We start from the raw sequence: 19,488 nt of genomic DNA on the forward strand, positions 1-19,488 counted from the left end.
CTCCACGCGGCATGGCTGGTTCAGACTTGCGTCCATTGACCAATATTCCTTACTGCTGCCTCCCGTAGGAGTCGGGCCCGTGTCTCAGTGCCCGTGTGACTGGTCGTGCTCTCACACCAGTTAATGATCGTAGGCTTGGTGGGCCGTTACCCCGCCAACTACCTAATCATACGCACAGCCATCTTCAAGTGATAAATCTTTAATAATAATGTGATGCCACACCATTATACTATGGGGTATTAATCCAAATTTCTCTGGGCTATTCCCCGCTCGAAGGAAGGTTCTGTACGTGTTCCGCACCCGTTTGCCGGTCGCCACCCAGGTATTGCTACCCTGTGCTGCCCCTCGACTTGCATGTATTAAGCCTGCCGCTAGCGTTCATCCTGAGCCAGGATCAAACTCTCCATTGTAAATGTTGTTTGACCTCTAGCTAAATTCTACTCTTAAAAAAAGTGAATTAACTAAAATTGTCGTTTTTTTCTTACGCTAAACTAACCTTACCTATCAAACATCTCGCGATGTCTCTCGGTACTGTTGCTTCCAAACTTTCAAAGATCTTAAAGAATATTATTACTAACTTTCTCTCTATTTTTTCGCCCGGTTCAATCTCTTCAAATCCTTAACCCTCAATAACTTATCTCACAATTTCTTTCCCGTCGTTCGGGTTGCAAAGGTAAGTGATTTCATCATTTCGAACCAAACTTTTTTGCAAGTTTTTTTTCAGTCTTTTCACCACCTGTTTGTCTAAACTTCAGGCCCTTAATCTACCTGTAATTTCCAGCATATTATGTGCCCGAAATCACCCTCTGATTACTGAAAAATTAACCTGCTTTATTTCGAAGAACTAACCGCTTTTATTCCGTAGCGGGGTGCAAAGGTAGCAGTGTTTTTTGTAAACCACCAAATCTTTTTTTGAAGATTTTTTCTGCCAACTTTTCGAAGAACTGTCGCACCTGTTTACTTCAAATGCGGGGCGCAAAGATAATCAGGAATGAATTATCTCCAAATAATTTATACTAACGGTGATTGTTAAAAAACCCTAACCCATACCCACCAAGGGTTATAGCCAAGATATATTTTTGTTGATAATATTCACCACAGCCTAGATTTCCGCAAAATACCCTTCCGGGTAATTCACCTTTTCCAGAAATAGCCCATGGGCGGGCACTGCAAATTGCGCTAGTGTACAATCCCGACCTTCTATAATGCTGCGGAACCCTTTTAAATCAAGACGCCCCCGACCCACTTTAAGCATAGTGGCGGTTAGTCCTCTCACCATCCCCCTTAGAAAACGATTGCCTTTTACATAATAACAGTATCCCTCAGTTGTCTGCTCCCATCGGCTCTCATAGAGCGCACAAATAAACGTCTTTACCTGTGTGTTACGTTTGCTGAAACTGGTGAAATCACTGTATTCCTGCAGTATACCGGCTGCAGTCTGCATTGCCTCAACATCTATTTTATATGGAAAAAAATATGCCCGGTCATAAAGGAAGGGATCCTTTCTAGTATATAAGTGATAACGATACTCCCTGCTAATAGCATCAAAACGGCTATGCGCATCCGTATTCATTGTGATTAATCGCTTCACAGCCAGATCATTGGGTAACACCGCATTCAGATTATATACCTGCTTCTGCTGTAAATCAGATTCTTCATCAAAATGAAAATAGTTCTGCAGGGCATGAACACCTGCATCTGTTCGGGAAGATCCTGTTAATACAAATGCCTTTCTGAACACAAGCTCCATGGCCTTTTGTAACTCAGCCTGTACTGTATGTGCATTTTCCTGGACCTGAAATCCTGAATATCTGGTGCCCCTGTAACTGACTTCTATGAAATACCTGTTCATAATGCGAATGTATAATCAGGATTCCTTCGGTATCTCAATTATAACGATATCCTTGCCTCCCGGTTCCTGTACCTCATAGGTTATTTTAAGGCCAGCAGATGTACGGATCATTTCCAGCCTGCGCACCGGTGTTATTTTAATACCAGCCACAGTGCCCTTTTCTTGCCTGAAGGTTTCTGTAGTCTTTTGTTGTTCAACCTCAATTTTCTCTTCCTTTCTTTGGTCTGATTCATAAATGGGAATATTCTTTACAATTGGCTTTAATACCATTGCCCTACGGTAATATAAGATGGCCTCGTCATTCACAGCCTGGGCTAAACGAATAGCAAAAGCATCAGATCGTCGCTGCATTTGACCCATTTCAGATTCTTCCCTCCCAGGCCGCCTGATTTTTATCATCTCATTGGTTTGCCAGTTCAATAATCTCCACCCCTCTTCTCCCATATTTCTTAATACTAATCCTGCTTCCATGGAGCTGTCCGCGACGGTGAAAACTGCAAGTGGAGCTTGTTCACCATGCATCCCAATACTTACATCTTTAATCCCCCTTAAAGGTGCCAGCACCAGGTAATTACCTTCCGCCGAATGATATAAGCTGTCAGCAGTTCGTACATAAAAGGGCTGAGAAGGCTCTGTCTGGATAAGGATATAACCCGAAGAACCCTGGGCCAAAACCCCGGCCATACTACCAAACAATATAAATCCTGTTAGAAGAACGCTTTTCAACCCCTGATGTTTAGTCAACAAATCTACAGAAACCAGCCTTTCCGAACCTTTCATACTTTTTTATGAATAATGATGACTTGTATCCGATAAATTTACCCGGTCAAAATACACATATGAAAAAAGGAATCCTCAGCTTAGTTTGTTTGTTATCAATTTTAGCCGGATTTGCCCAGGTTCCCGAAGAACATCCAACTGAGCAATCACCCTATCGTGAAACCCCTACCCAGATCAATGACCTTGTTCACACAAAATTGGAAGCGCGGTTCGACTATTCAAAATCCTGGATGTATGGAAAGGCGTTTATAACGCTGAAACCACATTTCTACTCAACAGATTCCCTGACACTAGATGCAAAGGGGATGGAAATAAAAAAGGTTGCACTTGTTAAAGGCTCAGCTAACTCACCCCTTAAATATGAATATGATGGAACAGAGCTTCGTATTAAGTTGAATAAAACCTATAAGGGAGGTGAATCATACACTGTTCATATAGATTATATCGCAAAACCAGATGAACTTAAAGTCAAAGGAAGCGCTGCGATAACCGATGCAAAAGGTTTGTATTTTATTAATCCTAAAGGAGAAGATAAAACCAAACCCACACAAATCTGGACCCAGGGCGAAACCGAAGCAACATCTGTTTGGTGCCCCACTATCGACCGCCCCGGACAGAAAACCACACAAGAGATTCTGATGACCGTTCCGGCGAAGTATGTGACATTGAGTAATGGTAAAATGATTAGTTCCAAACCTAATAGTGATGGGACCCGAACCGACCATTGGAAAATGGAACTCCCACATGCACCTTACCTGTTCTTTATGGGTGTAGGTGATTATGCCGTGGTTAAGGATAACTACAAAGGCAAGGAAGTTAGTTATTATGTTGAGAAAGAATATGCTCCCGTGGCACGCAAAATTTTCGGTAATACACCGGAAATGATGGCCTATTTCAGTAAAATTACGGGCATTGATTATCCATGGGTCAAATATGCACAGATCGTGGGTAGAGATTATGTAAGTGGAGCCATGGAAAATACCACAGCTACCCTTCACCAGGAAAGTGCCCAACAGGACGCGCGTGAATTACTTGACGAAAACAGGTGGGAAGACGTAATTGCCCATGAGCTTTTCCATCACTGGTTTGGAGATTATGTTACCGCAGAAAGCTGGAGCAATCTCACCCTTAATGAATCATTTGCTGATTATAGTGAAACACTTTGGAATGAATACAAATATGGCAAAGACGCTGGTGCTGCCACAAATTATTCCGGTATGCAAGGCTATCTGGCCAATACCGCAAATGCAGAAAAACACCTGGCCAGGTTTCATTATCATGATAAGGAAGATATGTTTGACGCTGTCAGCTACCAGAAAGGCGGAAGAATCCTGAATATGCTTAGGAATCACCTGGGTGATAGTGCATTTTTTAAGGGTATGAACAGATACCTGACTGCAAACAAATTCAAAGCTGCAGAAGCGCATCACCTTCGATTGGCATTTGAAGAGGTGAGCGGTCGCGACCTTAACTGGTTTTTCAATCAGTGGTATTTCAATGCCGGACATCCGAAATTGAAGATCAATTATGTTTATGATGATGCTACAAAAACGGTTGATGTTATTGTAGAGCAAACACAGGGTGGAGATAAATCGTTTCGACTTCCTTTTGCAATTGACATTTACGAGGGCGGGAAAAAAACAAGGCATCATGTAGTAGCCTCCAATAAGATAGACAGTTTCCGATTTTCATTTCAACAAAGACCCGACCTGGTAAATGTTGATGGAGATAAAATATTACTTGCTGAAAAACAAGATGCTAAAACTCTTGAGCAATTTATTTACCAGTATACACATGCTGGCAATTATATGGATCGACGAGAGGCAATCGAGTTTGCCGCCACCAAACAGGATGACCCCAAAGCATTGTCTCTGCTACTGCAAGCAGCAAAGGACCCTTACCATGGACTAAGAACTTTGACCCTTACCAAATTAGACATGAAAAAGCCTGCAGTAAGAACAGCCGCAGAAAGAATAATCGCAGGCATTGCAGAGAATGATACTAAGAAAATCGTAAAAGCAAAAGCGATTGAATTGCTGGGCAGTTACAACAATGCCGCTTATACGCCAGTTTTTCTTAAAGGTATCCAGGATTCTTCATATAGTGTAGCAGGAGCATCACTTGAGAGCCTGATGGTGGTAGATAATGCGGCGTCAATTGAAGCGGCCCGCAAATTGGCAGGCAAACCCATTAAAGGCGCGCTAGTTACAGCGGTAACACTTGTTTCGGCCAAGAATGGTATTGAAGAATCGTTTGAATCTATCAGCAAAGCTTTTTCTTCGATGTCACTTACTCAAACCAAATTTGAATTACTTCAGCCCTATGCTCAGTTAATCGCTTCCATTAAATCTTCCGAGAAAGTAAAAAAGGGTGTCGATAACCTTGTGGAGTTCAGAGAAGCTATTCCACAAGCATACCGGAACCAGTTGGATCCCTACATAAATGATATGATCCTTCAAAGCATCCAGGTTGCAAAGCAAAAAGAGAATAATACAGAACTGGTAGAATATATTAAAGCCAGGCGTGTGAGTGAGAAAAAAGCATTTTAAGAAATTGCAGCTTATGGCGACCGGGTGGGGATAAAGAGGCGATAAAGAGGCGACCAGGAGGCGACCAATCTATTTGTATGAGCCTTCTAAAGCCTGCCTTAAGTATTAGATGAACCGTATTTAAACTGATGAAAGATAGAATGCCACCAAATTGGTGGCATTCCTATTTAATATATGTTTCTTATTACCAACTACCTCCGGCGCCGCCGCCACCAAACCCGCCGCCACCAAACCCGCCAAAGCCACCGCCTCCGCCACCGCCGCCTCCCCAGCCGCCGCCACCCCCGCCACCAGGAAGAAATATGATTGGAGGTCCGCTATTCCATCCTCTGTAACCTCTTCTGCTCATCATTCCTCCACCCCCTCTTCCACCCCCGCCTCTACTGGATAGGAATATTACAAGAATGACGATCATTATTATAAGACCAACTGGAAATCCATCTTTCTTTCCCCTTTTTCCGTAGCCTTCAGGCGCCTTATATTCTCCCGCTGCAGCCCTGATCAAAGAGGAAGTTGCCTCATCTATGGCCCGGTAATAATTACCAGCCTGTAGATTAGGCACCATATCTGTTTCTACAATCTGTTTAGCGGTGATATCCGGAACTGCACCTTCCAGACCATATCCTGTCGCAATAAAAACTTTCCGGCTTTCTCCTTCTCCCTGACCTGTAGAGATGAGAATAATGATTCCATTATTGAATTCCTTACCCCCTACACCCCAATCGCGGCCAAGCTCTGTAGCATAATCCACAGGCTCCAGTCCATTGAGTGTTGGAACTGTTACAACTGCTATCTGGTTGGAGGTTGAATCGTCGTATGCCACAAGCTTGGCTTCCAGAGAAGCCACCTGGTCGGGTGTCAGCAATCCCGCAGCATCATTTACCAATTTTGCCGGTACCGGTTTTGGCAGAGTGCGCTGCGCTGCCAATGGCAGTAGCACAATAAGCAGTAAGAGTAAAAGGAGTGATCTCTTCATAATATTCAGCTGCTTGCCCTTAGTGCCCGAAAATAATATCGTCCGGCAATTCATTTTTATCAGTAGTTGCTTTGTAAGGGAAATGTTTCTGTAATAATTCACCTATGTCATTTATGACAAGTAGAATGCCCTCGGCATATGCATTGTGGTGAAAATGATCTGTAAGCTGAACCACTTCGTTCGTCCAGAAGTCAGGCCCGGCAATCTTATGTATTCCATCATCACCCCAAAGAGCAACCTGGTGATCTTTTGACGCCACATATACAAGCACACCATTGCGGTCTTGTGTATGATCCATTTGCAAACTCCAGAATAATTCTGCAGCCCTGTCTACTGGATTTACATACTTGCAGCGACTCTCAATAAAGACCCGGATCTCCCCACTTGTTTTGACTTCTGCCTCACGGATGGCCTGAACGATCTTTGAAGCCTCATCATGTGTGAAGAACCGGGATCCTTTCCTGAAGGAGAAAAATGCCATTATTCGTTTTTAGAATTGTACTTGTGGAGCTCTTTCAGCGCCGGGATCAGCCTGGAAGCCTTCCCTTACCTTAAAGCCAAACATACCCGCAAACAAATTATTAGGGAAAGTTCTTACCGTACCGTTATACTGTTGTACCGCAGCATTAAAATCATTACGCGAAACTTTTATACGGTTCTCGGTTCCTTCCAACTGTGCCTGGAGGTCACGGAAATTCTGGTTGGCCTTTAAATCGGGATAATTTTCTACCACTGCCAGCAACCTGCCCAATGCAGAACTTACACCTGCTTGCGCTTGTTGATATTCTGCGAGTTTTTCCGGAGTTATATTTGTTGGATCGATCTGAACGGATGTAGCTTTAGAACGTGCTTCTATCACCTTGGTCAATGTTTCCTGCTCAAAGTTTGCAGCACCTTGTACCGTTTTCACCAGGTTTGGAATAAGGTCTGACCTCCGTTGGTAATCACTCTGAACATTGTTCCACTTATTTTTTACATTTTCATCCTGCTGAACCATAGAGTTGTACCTGGAGCAGCCGCATCCACCCAGCAAAAGGATGGCACCTACAATAATGATGATGATAAGATTTTTAGAATTCATTGCAGAAAGATTTAGTTGAGATTTTAAATGTACAACATAGTAGACAAAAAAAGCGGGCCACCTGGTTGGATGGCCCGCAAAATAAATATTCAGGAATTATCAGGCTTTGACCGCAGCTATACCTGGAAGTTCCTTCCCTTCAAAGTATTCAAGCATTGCACCGCCACCCGTAGATACATAACTTACCTTATCAGTATAACCGAACTGGTTAACCGCTGCTACCGAATCTCCTCCCCCTACAAGTGAGAAAGCGCCATTTTGTGTAGCATCGGCAACAGCATCGGCAATTGCTTTTGTTCCTGCCTGGAATTTGGCCATCTCAAATACGCCCATAGGTCCATTCCAAAGAATGGTCCTCGAATGCCTTATTACGTTAGCGAATTGATTACTGGCAGCGGGACCAATATCGAGTCCTAACCAGCCATCCGGGATCGCATTACTTGGGGAAACGGAGACATTCGCTGATTCACTAAAGGCATCGGCAATAATGGAGTCGGATGGCAGATGTATATTAACCCCTTTGGCTGCTGCTTTTGCTAGTAACTCATTAGCCATCTCCAACCTGTCTTCTTCGCAGAGGGAATTTCCGATTTTTCCACCCTGAGCCTTCATAAATGTATACGCCATACCACCACCAATGATAATATCAGTAGCTCTCTCAAGCAGATTTTCTATAATGAGAATCTTGTCAGACACTTTTGCTCCACCAATGATTGCTGTGAAAGGATTTTCCGCCCCGTGCAACACTTTTTCAGCACTGCTCACCTCTCCTTCCATCACCAACCCGAACATTTTTTTATCAGCATCAAAGAATTTTGCAATGATAGCAGTTGAGGCGTGCGCGCGATGGGCTGTTCCAAATGCATCATTTATATATACATCTCCGAGTTCAGCGAGCTTTCCGGCAAATTCTTCATTCCCTTTTTCCTCCTCCTTATAAAATCGAAGATTTTCAAGTAACAGCACTTCTCCATTCTGCAATGTATTCACTGCATCATGTGCTGTTGCGCCAATACAATCAGAAGCAAAATGCACTTTAGCACCACCCAACAATTCCGTGAGGTGCGGAACAATATGTTTTAGTGAATATTTTTCGGTTGGCCCATCTTTAGGTCTTCCCAGATGACTCATCAAAATGACTTTACCACCATCCTTCAGGATCTTCTCAATAGTGGGGATGGCAGCACGCATGCGTGTATCATCCGTGATCTCATATTTATCATTAAGGGGTACATTAAAATCAACACGGATCAATGCTTTCTGACCCGCAAAATCATATTGACTGAATTTGCTCATAGTAGTTGGTTAAGCGGGGAAAAAATAAAAGCGGGCATAACCCGCTTTCCGTATCTATTTGGATATAAGTCCTGCAAAGAATTTCACAGTGCGAACAAGCTGGCTAACATAGCTCATCTCATTATCATACCAGCTCACGGTTTTCACCAGTTGCTGATCACCTACTGTTACAACTTTGGTTTGTGTTGCATCAAATAATGAACCGTAAGATATACCGATGATATCACTGCTTACGATCTCATCTTCAGTATAACCGAAGCTTTCATTGCTTGCGGCTTTCATTGCTGCATTTACTTCTTCAACGGTTACCTTCTTTGCCAATACTGAAGTAAGCTCAGTGAGGGAACCGGTGATTACGGGAATGCGTTGTGCTCCACCATCAAGCTTTCCTTTAAGTTCCGGAAGAACAAGTCCAATGGCTTTTGCTGCACCCGTACTGTTAGGAACTATATTGGCAGCAGCAGCACGTGCACGGCGAAGGTCTCCCTTTGCATGTGGAGCATCCAGTGTGTTCTGGTCATTTGTATACGCATGCACAGTTGTCATGCTGCCTACAACAATGCCATAGCTATCCTGAAGAACCTTTGCCATTGGCGCAAGGCAATTGGTTGTACAGGATGCACAGGAAATTATTTCTTCAGAACCATCGAGGATATTATGGTTTACATTGAAAACAACTGTTTTAAGATCTCCGGTTGCTGGTGCAGAAATCACCACACGCTTGGCACCTGCCTTCAGGTGAGCAGCAGCCTTATCTTTGTCGGCAAAGAAACCAGTACTTTCAATTACAACATCTACGCCGTGACTGCCCCAGGGTATCTGTGAGGGATCCTTCTGAGCATATATTTTAACCTGGTCACCATTTACAACAATGGCATCATCAGTGGCATTTACTTCAGCATCAAAGCGACCCTGAGCGCTATCATACTTCAACAGGTGTGCAAGTACTTTTGGAGAAGTCAGATCATTTATTGCAACAACGTCAATACCTTCCATATTATAGATCTGGCGATATACCAGTCTTCCGATCCTACCGAAACCGTTAATGGCAACTTTTACAGTGCTCATAATTTCAAGTTTGAGATTTGATTTTAATTAATGAGGCGCTAAGTTACAGTTTGTGTAAAGCCAATAAAAATTTAAGAAAATATTTTTGGTGAATATGTCCCGCTCCCTATCTTTGCACTCCCAAACGGGAAATGGCGCGTTGGTCAATCGGTTAAGACGCTTCCCTTTCACGGAAGAATGACGGGTTCGATTCCCGTACGCGCTACTAAAAAGCCTCACTGAGTGAGGCTTTCGTCATTTTATGATCTTGCTTTCCCTTTTCCGGACCGTGCTAATAGCTTAACGATCTTATCTTTAAGATCATCGGGTCTAAAAGGTTTGGGGAGGAAATCAGAAAAGCCTTTTTGGTGCAGGTCTTCAATCATGTTATCATATACCGCGGCGGTAAATGCAATTACAGGTGTTCCCGGATACTCTTTTCTGGATACCGCTACTACTCCTGCGCCATCAACCAAAGGCATTTCAAGGTCAACCAACAAAAGATCAAAGGGTTGTCTTCTGAGTGCATCCAGCGCTTCCAATCCGTTAATTGCTTCTGTTACCTCCACACCCCATTTCTGCAGGAATTTCTTCACTACCATCATATTCACAGAATTATCTTCCGCAATCAGGATTTTAACCCCCTCCAGATGATTATTAATACCATCTTTTATGACGGCCTCTGTAGCTTGTTTACTGGCAATAATGGGTAGCTGTATAATAAAAGAAAAACAACTTCCTTTCTTAGGTGTACTTTCTACCTGCAAGGTTCCTCCCATCAGCGATACAAGATATTTGCTGATCGCCAGGCCAAGGCCGGAACCCCCATATTTCCTTGTGGTCATAGCATCTGTCTGGTAGAATTTGTCAAAGATCCTATGCAATTTTTCCTTCTGGATCCCAATTCCTGTATCTGACAATGAAAACTGAATGCTCATCGCATCCCTTGTTTGGTTCATAGCCTTCACTGATAATACCACATGCCCCTTCTCTGTAAATTTCAAAGCATTAGATAAAAGATTATTGAGTATCTGTGTTAAACGCAATTCATCTCCTACAACCATTATTCCGGGTGGTATATCTTCTTCAAGCCTGAACTGAAGCTGTTTTGCCTGGTAAGCGGGCAGGAATATTCCGTGCAATTTTTTTAGTGCTGCCTGTAAAATAAAAGGGAGCTTTTCAAGTTCCATTTTATCCGCTTCTAGTTTACTATAGTCGAGCACATCATTTACCAGTTCAAGCATGTGTTCAGATGAATGCTTTAAAACATCCAGCATTGGTCTTTTATCTTCACTGATATCTTCATCTAGCAGAAGATTTGTTGTTCCTATTATTGCATTTAACGGTGTCCTCAATTCATGGCTCATATTAGACAGGAACCTTGATTTGACCATGGCCGCGCGTTCTGCTTTCTCCTTGGCTTTAAGGGTCTCCACTTCAGCTATCCTGATCTGTGTAATATCAAGTATGCTCATCTTTACAAATCGCTTGCCCTGGTGATTAAACCCAACGATATTGGTATGGGCATATACCGGAACGCCATTCAACTGTTCAAATTCCATATTGCCAACCCAGGGCATTATCTGTGAAGTATTCCCCTGTCTGAAGGTTCTTACAATTTCCAGAGCGGGCCTTCCAAGGAGGGATTCAACGGATCGATCAAGTACCGCGTCCTTCTTCCCATAACCGAACAATTCAAGCACACGCTCATTACAATCAACAACCAACTCATCATCCAGTCCGATAATAAAACTGGCATCGAGGGAAGTATTGAAAATGGTATCTGAAAAGGCTTTCTCACTGCGCATTTCTTCCTCTTTTACACCAAGCGTTTTTAAAATTGAATAGCCAACAATGCCCGTAAAAATTAATGAGAGCGAGAGGTTTGTTCTGAAGAAATAATGGAAGCTATCAGAACCCGCATCTGCACTTTGTATTTCATAGGGTGAAAACAGGAATGTAACACCGAGAAATGTCATCGTGATAGCTTCAATGATAAGTAGTTCCTGGTTGATCTTACTATCTATCAAAAAGACCATCGCAAAAATTACCGGGAAATAATACAAGTAAGTGCCGGTCTTAAGTCCGGCGAAGTAACAGGCAAAACATAAAGTAGCATTAAACGTTCCGATCACGAGCCATTTGGCCTGATTCTCACGGTTATACAAGCGCAGGACATATGCAATAACAAGAGCTGTGCAGGAAAGCAGGAATATGAAAGCGCTGCCAAACTGGTTCACCCATTGACTCAGGATTACGTTCAATGCGGTAACACCTATCCCGATCTCCGTGAGCGATTTAAGTGGTGTAACACCTGCCTTACGCTGTCTTTCGTAAAGATCTGCGGCCAACTGGTCCCAAATTCTTATGGCTGGAAATACTATTGCGTAAAGGTTTTTCGTTTTCATCTGGACAGCGCCATTTTCTTTTTGATTTTTCAGGACGAAAGTATAACGCTGACCAATGTCCAAAATTGTATCCTATGCCTGTGATGAAAACCGAAACCTTCGATTTCAGCGCGGTCTTTGACAGCGCCTACCTTTTGGAGGTTCATGACAACGACCTTAATGCCATTGCTGAAATTTTTATGACTGCCCACGAGCAGATCATCAATGAGATACATCTAAGCAAGCCCTTTGCGGAACGTGGTGATGCAGAAAGTTTAAGGCAGCGGTTTCACCGTATAAAACCTTTGTGGGGCTTTTCGGGGCTCCACTACTGGCAACAGCATGTACAGGTGTTTGAAGATTTCTGCTGCAGGAAACCTGACCGGGAGAACCTGAAGGAAAGCTATCATCGCCTCATTAAACAGATGGAGATTGGCCTCGACCTCCTTGAGATGGAAGCAAACCGATTAAAGAACCACCTGCATTAGAAAGCCATGAATATAAAAGCGATAATAGTTGAAGACCAGCCAATGTCGGCTGAGATACTAAAAAAATTCTGCGTTCGCTCGGGAATCGTCAATGTATTGCATCATTTTCCTGATGCAGTATTAGCTGCTGAATTTCTTCAGCAAAATGTTGTTGACCTTGTTTTCCTGGATGTGGAAATGCCCGGACCCAGTGGCTTTGACTTGCTTGACCAGATCAACATGCAACCACAGGTGATTATGACCACGGCTCATACCAGCCATGCCTTCACGGCATTTGAATATAATGTATGCGATTACCTTAAAAAACCTTATACGTACCAACGTTTCCTGGATGCAGTGGAGAAAGTAATAACCATTACCGCCAACGTTAAAGAGAAAAAGAAAGGAGAAGAAGATATTTTCATCAAATGTAACGGACAGGTAATAAGACTAAAAACTTCGGAGATACTTTATATGGAAAGTATGGGTGATTATGTACGCTTTGTAACTAAAGACAAAAAGTATATTACCCATAATAGTATGAAAAAACTTCTCTCCCAGATTGATCCGGATATTTTCTGCCAGGTTCACCGTTCTTATATTGTGAATATGTGCAAGCTCAATGATTTCCGTGATAACAATGCAAGTATTGAAGGGCACCTTATACCTGTTAGCAAAGCAAACAAGGCTAAAGTGAAAAAACATATCAAGGTTTTACAGTAAATCTATAATTAAGACCTTACCATCCATTCTGCCAGATGCTGGCTCACCTGCTTCCATTCAACAAGGAAACCATCATGGCCATACATTGAATCTATTCCAATAAATGTTGCTCCGGGAATGGATGCAGCCATTCGCTGCTGTTCCTCAAGGGGACATAGCAGATCACTGGTTATGCCAATGATCAGGGTTGGCTGCGTGATTGCCTGGAGCACTTTTACCACATCACCTCCTCTCCTTCTTGCAATATGATGACTATCCATACTTTTTGTAAGTAACCAGTAAGATTGGGCATTAAATCGTTTTACCAGTTTATCGCCCTGGTAACTTATATAGGAAGCAGCCCGGTAATTATCTATCTTTTCTGAATCCATATCCTGCTGCTGCCTTACCATAGCAGTATAATTCCGGTAAGTGAGCATACCTATTGCACGCGCCGCTTTTAATCCTTTTGCACCTGCAGATGGGTGCTTTTCTTTCCAGCTACCGTCTGCTTCAATTGCCAATCGCTGGGCCTCATGGATGGCTATCCCCCATGCACTTTCTGTTGCTGAAGTTGCTATCAAAAAAATCCTTCCAATTATTTCAGGCTCCATTAAGGCCCATTCAATTGCCTGGTAGCCGCCCATACTTCCCCCCATACATAAGGCAATTGAATCTATTTCCAGATGCTTTCTCAATAGAATATGCGCTTTCACCATATCCCTGATGGTAACCTGGGGGAAATCCGCATAGTAAGGCTCGCCAGTATGTGGATCATTAGAAAGAGGACCACTACTTCCATAGCAGGAACCAAGAATATTAGCACACACTATGAAATGTTTCGCCGGATCAATTGCAGCTGCATCATCTACAACACCAGGCCACCAGGCCATTACTTCTGCATTGGCTGTTAGAGCATGGCATACCCAAACAACATTGGTACCGTCTACATTTTTCTCACCATAGGTGTGATATGCGATCTCCAATGAGGGTAAAACAATTCCGTTTTCAAGTTCAAACGGCTCCTGTGAAATAAAACGATGAAGCATGACTGCAAAATAAACGCTCCCACCGTTACCTTTGTGTCTTAATTGAAAAAAATACCTTTTTAAAATGGTTATCATAGACATTATCAGGCAAAATGGAGATTTTGGTTTTGAAGCATCAGATGCAAACGGACATGTTGTCAGGATAGATACCAGTCCAGAAACCGGAGGAACCAATTATGGTGTTAGGCCTATGCAGTTATTGCTGATGGGCCTGGGAGGCTGCAGTGGTATTGATGTAGTGAGTATCCTGAAGAAACAAAGACAGGAACTAACTCAGTTTTCTATGCATATAGAAGCTGAAAGGGAATCAGGTGTGGAGCCTTCTTTGTGGAAATCGGCTCGTATCGTGTTTACAATGGCAGGAAATATTGATGAGGACAAGGCTAAGCGCGCTGCCCAGTTATCCATGGAAAAATATTGTTCCGTGGCGGAAACCCTGCGCCGTGGTGGTTGTGAAATTAGCTGGGAAGTAAGGCTTGAAGCAGGTAACTAAAGCGGAAAGTAAGAACCATTATAATAAAACATAAGATGCATCCAATATCAAAAGCGATTCGCACTCAAATAGAAAGAACGGGTGAAATGGAACATTCTCAACCCATGTTCCTGACCAGCAGCTTTTGTTTTGATAACGCGGAAGAAATGAGGGCTGCATTCGCGGATGAAACCGAGGATAATATTTACAGCAGATTCAGCAATCCTAATGTCAAGGAATTCGTAGACAGGATGTGCGTGCTTGAAGGCATGGAAGCTGGCTTCGCCACTTCTTCCGGCATGAGCGCCATATTTGCATCTTTCATGACCTTCCTCAAACAGGGAGATCATTTGCTGAGTTGCAGAAGTATATTTGGTAGCACACATACTGTCATAACCAAATACCTCCCGAAATATGGCATCAGTTATAGTTATGTTGATGCCAGTGATATAGATTCCTGGGAAAAAGAAATTACCCCGGCAACCCGGATGATCTATATTGAAACACCCACCAATCCGGCACTGGAAGTGATCGACCTTGAGGCTGTAAGCCGACTGGCAAAAAAACATGGATTACTGTTAAATGTTGACAACTGTTTTGCTACGCCCATCGCACAACGCCCTGGTGATTTTGGTGCTGATCTTGTTATCCATTCTGCAACAAAATGGCTCGACGGACAAGGCAGAGTGCTTGGTGGGATAGTACTTGGCAATAAAGAACTTATTAAGGAAGTTTATATGTTCTGCAGAAGCACAGGCCCTTCCCTTTCTCCATTTAATGCATGGATATTAAGTAAGAGTCTCGAAACCCTGGAAGTGAGAATGGAAAGGCATGCATCCAATGCATTATATATCGCTGAAAAGCTTGAGGGTCATCCAAAGCTTAGTTGGGTGAAATATCCGGAGCTCGCATCACATCCGCATCATGCTATCGCTAAAAAACAAATGAAGAATGGCGGTGGCATCGTATGCTTTGAACTCAAAGGCGGAATTGAGAGCGGAAGGAATTTTCTTAATGCACTCCAGATGCTTTCCCTCTCAGCTAATCTGGGTGATACCCGAAGCATTGCATCCCATCCGGCCAGTACTACACATGCCAAGCTTTCAGAAGCTGAAAGAATAGCGGTGGGCATCAGTGCCGGACTAATTAGAATATCTGCCGGACTTGAAAACCGTGATGATATTCTGGCAGATATTCTGAATGGCCTGGAGAAGGCCTGATGAAAATCAGGTAAGACCTATTTCGTAATGCCTCTCGGGGATATCAACATCAAAGAATCCTTTGTTTATCAGCCTTTGTTTGAATTGAATCTGCACGTCAAATTCTCCATGAACCAGGAAAAGCTTTTTTACCAATTTGGGATCCTGGCAGGCTAGAAACTGGCTCAGATCTTCATAGTCGCCATGTGCACTCATACTTCTAACTGATCCTATTTCTGCGTGCACTTCATGTGAAACACCAAAAATGGAAACCTCTTTTTTACCGGCAAGCAACCTTCCACCAAGCGAATTCGGCTCACAGTATCCAACCATCAGTATGCCATTGTGACTATTCTCTATATTATTACTGATATGGTGTTTAACCCTTCCGGCATCTGCCATTCCACTGGCTGAAATAATAACGCAGGGGCCATTCCTGAAATTAAGCAGCTTGGATTCTTCTACCGTTTTTACATATTTCAAACCATTGAAATGAAAAGGATCATTATCGGTTTGCAATAAACGTTGGATGGTTTTGTTGAAATATTGCGGATAACTTTTTACAAGCTCCGTTGCTTCAATACTTAGGGGACTATCTACAAAATAATCTAGATCTGGAAGCCTTCTTTCAACTTCTAACTGGTTAAGAGAATATAATATTTCCTGTGTGCGACCTACACTGAAAGCGGGTATGATTAATTTTCCTCCACGTTGAACGCAAACTTTTTCAATCCATTCCAATAAATGATCGGGAGTAGTGGTCTGAAGATCGTGAAGGCTATTACCATATGTTGACTCAAGAATGATAAAATCGGCTTGTGGAAATACATCTGGTGATCGCAGTATGATATCACGGTACCTACCCACATCACCACTGAAACTAACCTGTTGGGTTTTCCCCTGTTCTGTTATACGCAGATGAACTGCTGCGCTTCCTATTATATGACCTACATCGGTGAATAGGAGTTCCACTCCCTCCTCTATCCTAAACCAACTGCCGTATTCAACTTCGCGGAACATGCCAAAACATTTTTTTGCATCATCCAGAGTATAAAGTGGATGAAGGTAGGGCTGGCCCTCAGCCTTACGCTTTTTGTTAATATACTTTACATCATCTTCCTGGATTTCTGCTGAGTCTTCCAGGAGTATTATACTTAATGCCCGGGTTGCAGGCGTACAGTAAATAGTGCCATTGAATCCTTCCTTTACAAGCCTGGGTATAAGGCCACTATGATCGATATGAGCATGGGATAATACCAATATATCTACTTCTGCAGGATCGAATCCAAAATGGCGGTTCAGCGCATCAGTTTCTTTTCCCATCCCCTGGAACATACCACAGTCGAGCAATATCTTTCTACCGTTCTTCAGTGTGAGAAGGTGCTTTGAACCGGTAACAGTTCTTGCAGCACCATGGAATGCAATCTTCATATAGTTATTTGCTTTTAAAAGACCAGGTAATCAAAAACTCCGCCACCAACTCACCCGCTTCATTTTTACCTGTTGATTTTGTGATTATTGATTTACTCTCCCCATCTGCTATCGCCATTTCAATGGTTTCCCTTATTGATTCTCCATCCGTACAGGTGAATGTAGTGATTGAGCGGGCTTTTTTATAATAATTTGCCTGTAAAGATGAAACCAGCATGGAAACTGCAGGCTTACGTTGATGGATATGAGCCATACATAATACTCCGGTGCTCATTTCTCCTGCCATTGCCAGGCAGGCAAAATAAGTTGATTTAAACGGGTTCTTAGAAAACCACTTATACGGCACCGTTACACTACACCTGTTATTATCTGCCGCCAATACACGTACACCTGAAAAAAAAGCGCTTGGCAAATTCATTAGCAGGAATAACCTGAATTTTATGGGATTCTTCAGCATCGCAAAAAATGCACCTTCGTTTGACATCTCTCCAAGATAGTGAATAAGCACAAAAAAACCGTGCCTTTCAGCACGGTTTGTACAACACAACCGGACCGTATTACTGAGCAATAAAAGGAGAAACAATTGCAAGGACCTGGTCTTTGGTTAGTCCCTCATCAAAAGCTTCAGAGGCAGCTGCTGCAGAAATATTTTGTCCACCAATGTTTACGATATTTACGCCCGCCTGGGTAGTAAGTTCTTCACCATCATAACTGGCCTGTACAACCGCACCTATACCAGATTCTTTTCCAGTGATCCATGGTTTCACATCACCGAAACCATTTGCTTTGCGCATCTGGCGTATATGTGCCGCATGGCGGGCTTCAACTGAATGAATATTAAGTGCGGCAGTAAGGAGGTCGCCACCATTCACCAATTCTGCTGCACGACCTTTATAGGCACGAACACCTGTATCTTCAAATGTTTGTGCTACTGCCAGGAATGTTCCGTAATTCGTGAACACATCCGGAAAAGTTCCGCCGGCAGTGAAGTCAAAATTTGGCTTATTAACGGGTGTTCCACCTGAACCCATAATAGCAGTTCTTAAGAAGGCCACATGGGCTGTTTCATGATCCCCAATTGTTTTGATAGCCATTGCAGGAGCACCCGCTGGTACCAGTGCTGTTCCTTTTGCAATTGCTGCTTCATAGAAGCCGGCTTCCAGGTATTCAAGGGTAAGTGCATAATTTAGAATTTCCATTACCGCGCCTTGCGCCGGACCAGATTGTCCATAGGCCTTCTTAAGAAGGCTTCCGAGAAATATCGGCATGGCAGCCAGGGAAAGCTTTGCGCCTATTCCGGCGAATTCTTTCATTACTTTCCTCCGGGTACTCACTCTCTCCGTCATTTCAGGATCCACCTGCTGAATGCCGCGGATAATATTATTGAATTGCATAGTTGATGATTTAAAGTTTTATGATCATTTCGGAAGATTCGAACCGTTTATTTTGGATTTCAGAAAAGAGGATGCTGCCATAAGTACTTCTGATGGCATCCTGCTGGTATCCAGTCCATTCATATCTACAACCATGGTATCCGCAAAACTTCCATTGCTTATCAGGTCACGTATATAGGCAGCATGGCGTGCTTCAACAGATACTATCTTACCTGCCAGTGTGAGGTAATCAGGATTTGATATAAGTTTTCCTGCTCCATTGTAAGCCGAAACACCAAGGTCTTCAAAAGCTTTAGAGGTAGCCAGAACACTATCCCTGTTGCTGAAATTCACTGAACTGAAATTGAACTCAAGTTCAGGTATGGCCGCAGTTCCTAATGCCGCTTTAAAAAATTCGCGGTGAGCTATCTCATGATCCCTGATATCTGTTAGCAATGCCCTTTCTGAAGCAGATATACCACTATATGGGGTTGCAATAACCATTGTATAGAAGGCTGCTTCCAATTGTTCAAGTGCATAGGCATAATTTAATATGCCCACATCACCACTACCCAGATCAATGCCATCTGACGGCATCATGTCATCATCTTTATCGCAGGCAGCAGCAAGCACCATGATTCCGGCGGCGGCACTGGCCTGGCCCAGGAATCCTCGCCTGGAAAGCGCTTTTGAAGTTTGTTGAATCATAATATTTAGTTTTTTAATGAATGGTATTAACAGATCTACGCAACAGGGAGAATTCTGGATTGCAGGGCACAAAAAAAATCCCGGCCGTAGCTAACGACCGGGACTTTATAAAATGAATT

At 43.1% G+C, this 19,488-nt stretch carries 18 protein-coding genes, 1 tRNA gene and 1 rRNA gene; 6 read left to right on the forward strand and 14 right to left on the reverse strand.

The genetic code is table 11. From position 1 onward, the window contains the following. The 3 genes from V6M43_RS02865 to V6M43_RS02875 form a co-directional block, all read right to left on the reverse strand. Nucleotides 1–410, reverse strand: a 16S ribosomal RNA gene (locus V6M43_RS02865); the annotation flags it as partial. Between the two features lie 692 nt (nucleotides 411–1,102). Then, nucleotides 1,103–1,852, reverse strand: coding sequence for a tRNA pseudouridine(38-40) synthase TruA (gene truA, locus V6M43_RS02870; RefSeq protein WP_332732529.1), 750 nt, complete (start codon nucleotides 1,850–1,852; stop codon nucleotides 1,103–1,105). Nucleotides 1,853–1,867: 15 nt separating this feature from the next. Next, nucleotides 1,868–2,578 carry a hypothetical protein gene (locus V6M43_RS02875; protein ID WP_332732530.1) on the reverse strand — a complete coding sequence of 237 codons (711 nt, stop codon included), beginning with the start codon at nucleotides 2,576–2,578 and terminating at the stop codon, nucleotides 1,868–1,870. Between the two features lie 113 nt (nucleotides 2,579–2,691). Here V6M43_RS02875 and V6M43_RS02880 point away from each other — a divergent pair, with 113 nt between their 5' ends. Beyond that, complete coding sequence (locus V6M43_RS02880; protein ID WP_332732531.1) at nucleotides 2,692–5,181, forward strand: M1 family metallopeptidase; 2,490 nt, start codon at nucleotides 2,692–2,694, stop codon at nucleotides 5,179–5,181. 184 nt (nucleotides 5,182–5,365) lie between these two features. On the opposite strand, the gene V6M43_RS02885 is transcribed toward V6M43_RS02880, so the two are convergent. The 5 genes from V6M43_RS02885 to gap form a co-directional block, all read right to left on the reverse strand. Next, nucleotides 5,366–6,157, reverse strand: a complete 792-nt coding sequence (locus V6M43_RS02885) for a TPM domain-containing protein (protein WP_332732532.1) — start codon at nucleotides 6,155–6,157, stop codon at nucleotides 5,366–5,368. A gap of 19 nt (nucleotides 6,158–6,176) precedes the next feature. After that, entirely contained in the window at nucleotides 6,177–6,638 is a 462-nt protein-coding gene (locus V6M43_RS02890) for a TPM domain-containing protein (RefSeq protein ID WP_039135030.1), read from the reverse strand. A 9-nt stretch (nucleotides 6,639–6,647) separates the two neighbouring features. After that, the gene (locus V6M43_RS02895; RefSeq protein ID WP_332732533.1) at nucleotides 6,648–7,238 is read right to left on the reverse strand and encodes a LemA family protein; all 591 of its coding nucleotides are present in this window, start codon (nucleotides 7,236–7,238) and stop codon (nucleotides 6,648–6,650) included. A 99-nt stretch (nucleotides 7,239–7,337) separates the two neighbouring features. Continuing rightward, a complete protein-coding gene (locus V6M43_RS02900) occupies nucleotides 7,338–8,534 on the reverse strand; it encodes a phosphoglycerate kinase (protein WP_332732534.1) in 1,197 nt (398 codons plus the stop codon). A gap of 54 nt (nucleotides 8,535–8,588) precedes the next feature. After that, on the reverse strand, nucleotides 8,589–9,602 hold the full coding sequence (gene gap, locus V6M43_RS02905) for a type I glyceraldehyde-3-phosphate dehydrogenase (protein ID WP_332732535.1): 1,014 nt from the start codon (nucleotides 9,600–9,602) through the stop codon (nucleotides 8,589–8,591). A 133-nt stretch (nucleotides 9,603–9,735) separates the two neighbouring features. Between gap and V6M43_RS02910 the strand changes: the two genes are divergently transcribed. Continuing rightward, a tRNA-Glu gene (locus tag V6M43_RS02910) sits at nucleotides 9,736–9,807 on the forward strand. Nucleotides 9,808–9,841: 34 nt separating this feature from the next. Here V6M43_RS02910 and V6M43_RS02915 read toward each other — a convergent pair. After that, complete coding sequence (locus V6M43_RS02915) at nucleotides 9,842–11,989, reverse strand: ATP-binding protein (protein ID WP_332732536.1); 2,148 nt, start codon at nucleotides 11,987–11,989, stop codon at nucleotides 9,842–9,844. A 74-nt stretch (nucleotides 11,990–12,063) separates the two neighbouring features. On the opposite strand from V6M43_RS02915, the gene V6M43_RS02920 reads away from it, so the two are divergent. Beyond that, complete coding sequence (locus V6M43_RS02920; RefSeq protein ID WP_332732537.1) at nucleotides 12,064–12,456, forward strand: hypothetical protein; 393 nt, start codon at nucleotides 12,064–12,066, stop codon at nucleotides 12,454–12,456. 6 nt (nucleotides 12,457–12,462) lie between these two features. After that, nucleotides 12,463–13,158, forward strand: coding sequence for a LytR/AlgR family response regulator transcription factor (locus tag V6M43_RS02925; RefSeq protein WP_332732538.1), 696 nt, complete (start codon nucleotides 12,463–12,465; stop codon nucleotides 13,156–13,158). A gap of 8 nt (nucleotides 13,159–13,166) precedes the next feature. Here the strand turns inward: V6M43_RS02925 and metX are convergent, their stop codons facing one another. After that, nucleotides 13,167–14,186, reverse strand: a complete 1,020-nt coding sequence (gene metX / locus V6M43_RS02930; protein WP_332732539.1) for a homoserine O-acetyltransferase MetX — start codon at nucleotides 14,184–14,186, stop codon at nucleotides 13,167–13,169. A 64-nt stretch (nucleotides 14,187–14,250) separates the two neighbouring features. On the opposite strand from metX, the gene V6M43_RS02935 reads away from it, so the two are divergent. Next, a complete protein-coding gene (locus tag V6M43_RS02935; RefSeq protein ID WP_332732540.1) occupies nucleotides 14,251–14,679 on the forward strand; it encodes an OsmC family protein in 429 nt (142 codons plus the stop codon). A 35-nt stretch (nucleotides 14,680–14,714) separates the two neighbouring features. Continuing rightward, complete coding sequence (locus V6M43_RS02940) at nucleotides 14,715–15,878, forward strand: trans-sulfuration enzyme family protein (RefSeq protein ID WP_332732541.1); 1,164 nt, start codon at nucleotides 14,715–14,717, stop codon at nucleotides 15,876–15,878. Nucleotides 15,879–15,884: 6 nt separating this feature from the next. On the opposite strand, the gene V6M43_RS02945 is transcribed toward V6M43_RS02940, so the two are convergent. The 4 genes from V6M43_RS02945 to V6M43_RS02960 form a co-directional block, all read right to left on the reverse strand. Beyond that, entirely contained in the window at nucleotides 15,885–17,288 is a 1,404-nt protein-coding gene (locus V6M43_RS02945) for an MBL fold metallo-hydrolase (RefSeq protein WP_332732542.1), read from the reverse strand. 4 nt (nucleotides 17,289–17,292) lie between these two features. Beyond that, nucleotides 17,293–17,772: a PaaI family thioesterase gene (locus V6M43_RS02950; RefSeq protein WP_332732543.1), complete on the reverse strand. Its 480-nt coding sequence runs from the start codon at nucleotides 17,770–17,772 to the stop codon at nucleotides 17,293–17,295. A 73-nt stretch (nucleotides 17,773–17,845) separates the two neighbouring features. After that, nucleotides 17,846–18,682 (reverse strand): ferritin-like domain-containing protein, encoded by an 837-nt coding sequence (locus V6M43_RS02955; protein ID WP_332732544.1) that lies wholly within the window; start codon nucleotides 18,680–18,682, stop codon nucleotides 17,846–17,848. A gap of 24 nt (nucleotides 18,683–18,706) precedes the next feature. Continuing rightward, nucleotides 18,707–19,369 (reverse strand): ferritin-like domain-containing protein, encoded by a 663-nt coding sequence (locus V6M43_RS02960; RefSeq protein WP_332732545.1) that lies wholly within the window; start codon nucleotides 19,367–19,369, stop codon nucleotides 18,707–18,709. Nucleotides 19,370–19,488 lie beyond the last annotated feature (119 nt).

The sequence above is a fragment of the Flavihumibacter sp. genome (assembly GCF_036676075.1).
Classification (GTDB): Bacteria; Bacteroidota; Bacteroidia; order Chitinophagales; family Chitinophagaceae; genus Flavihumibacter.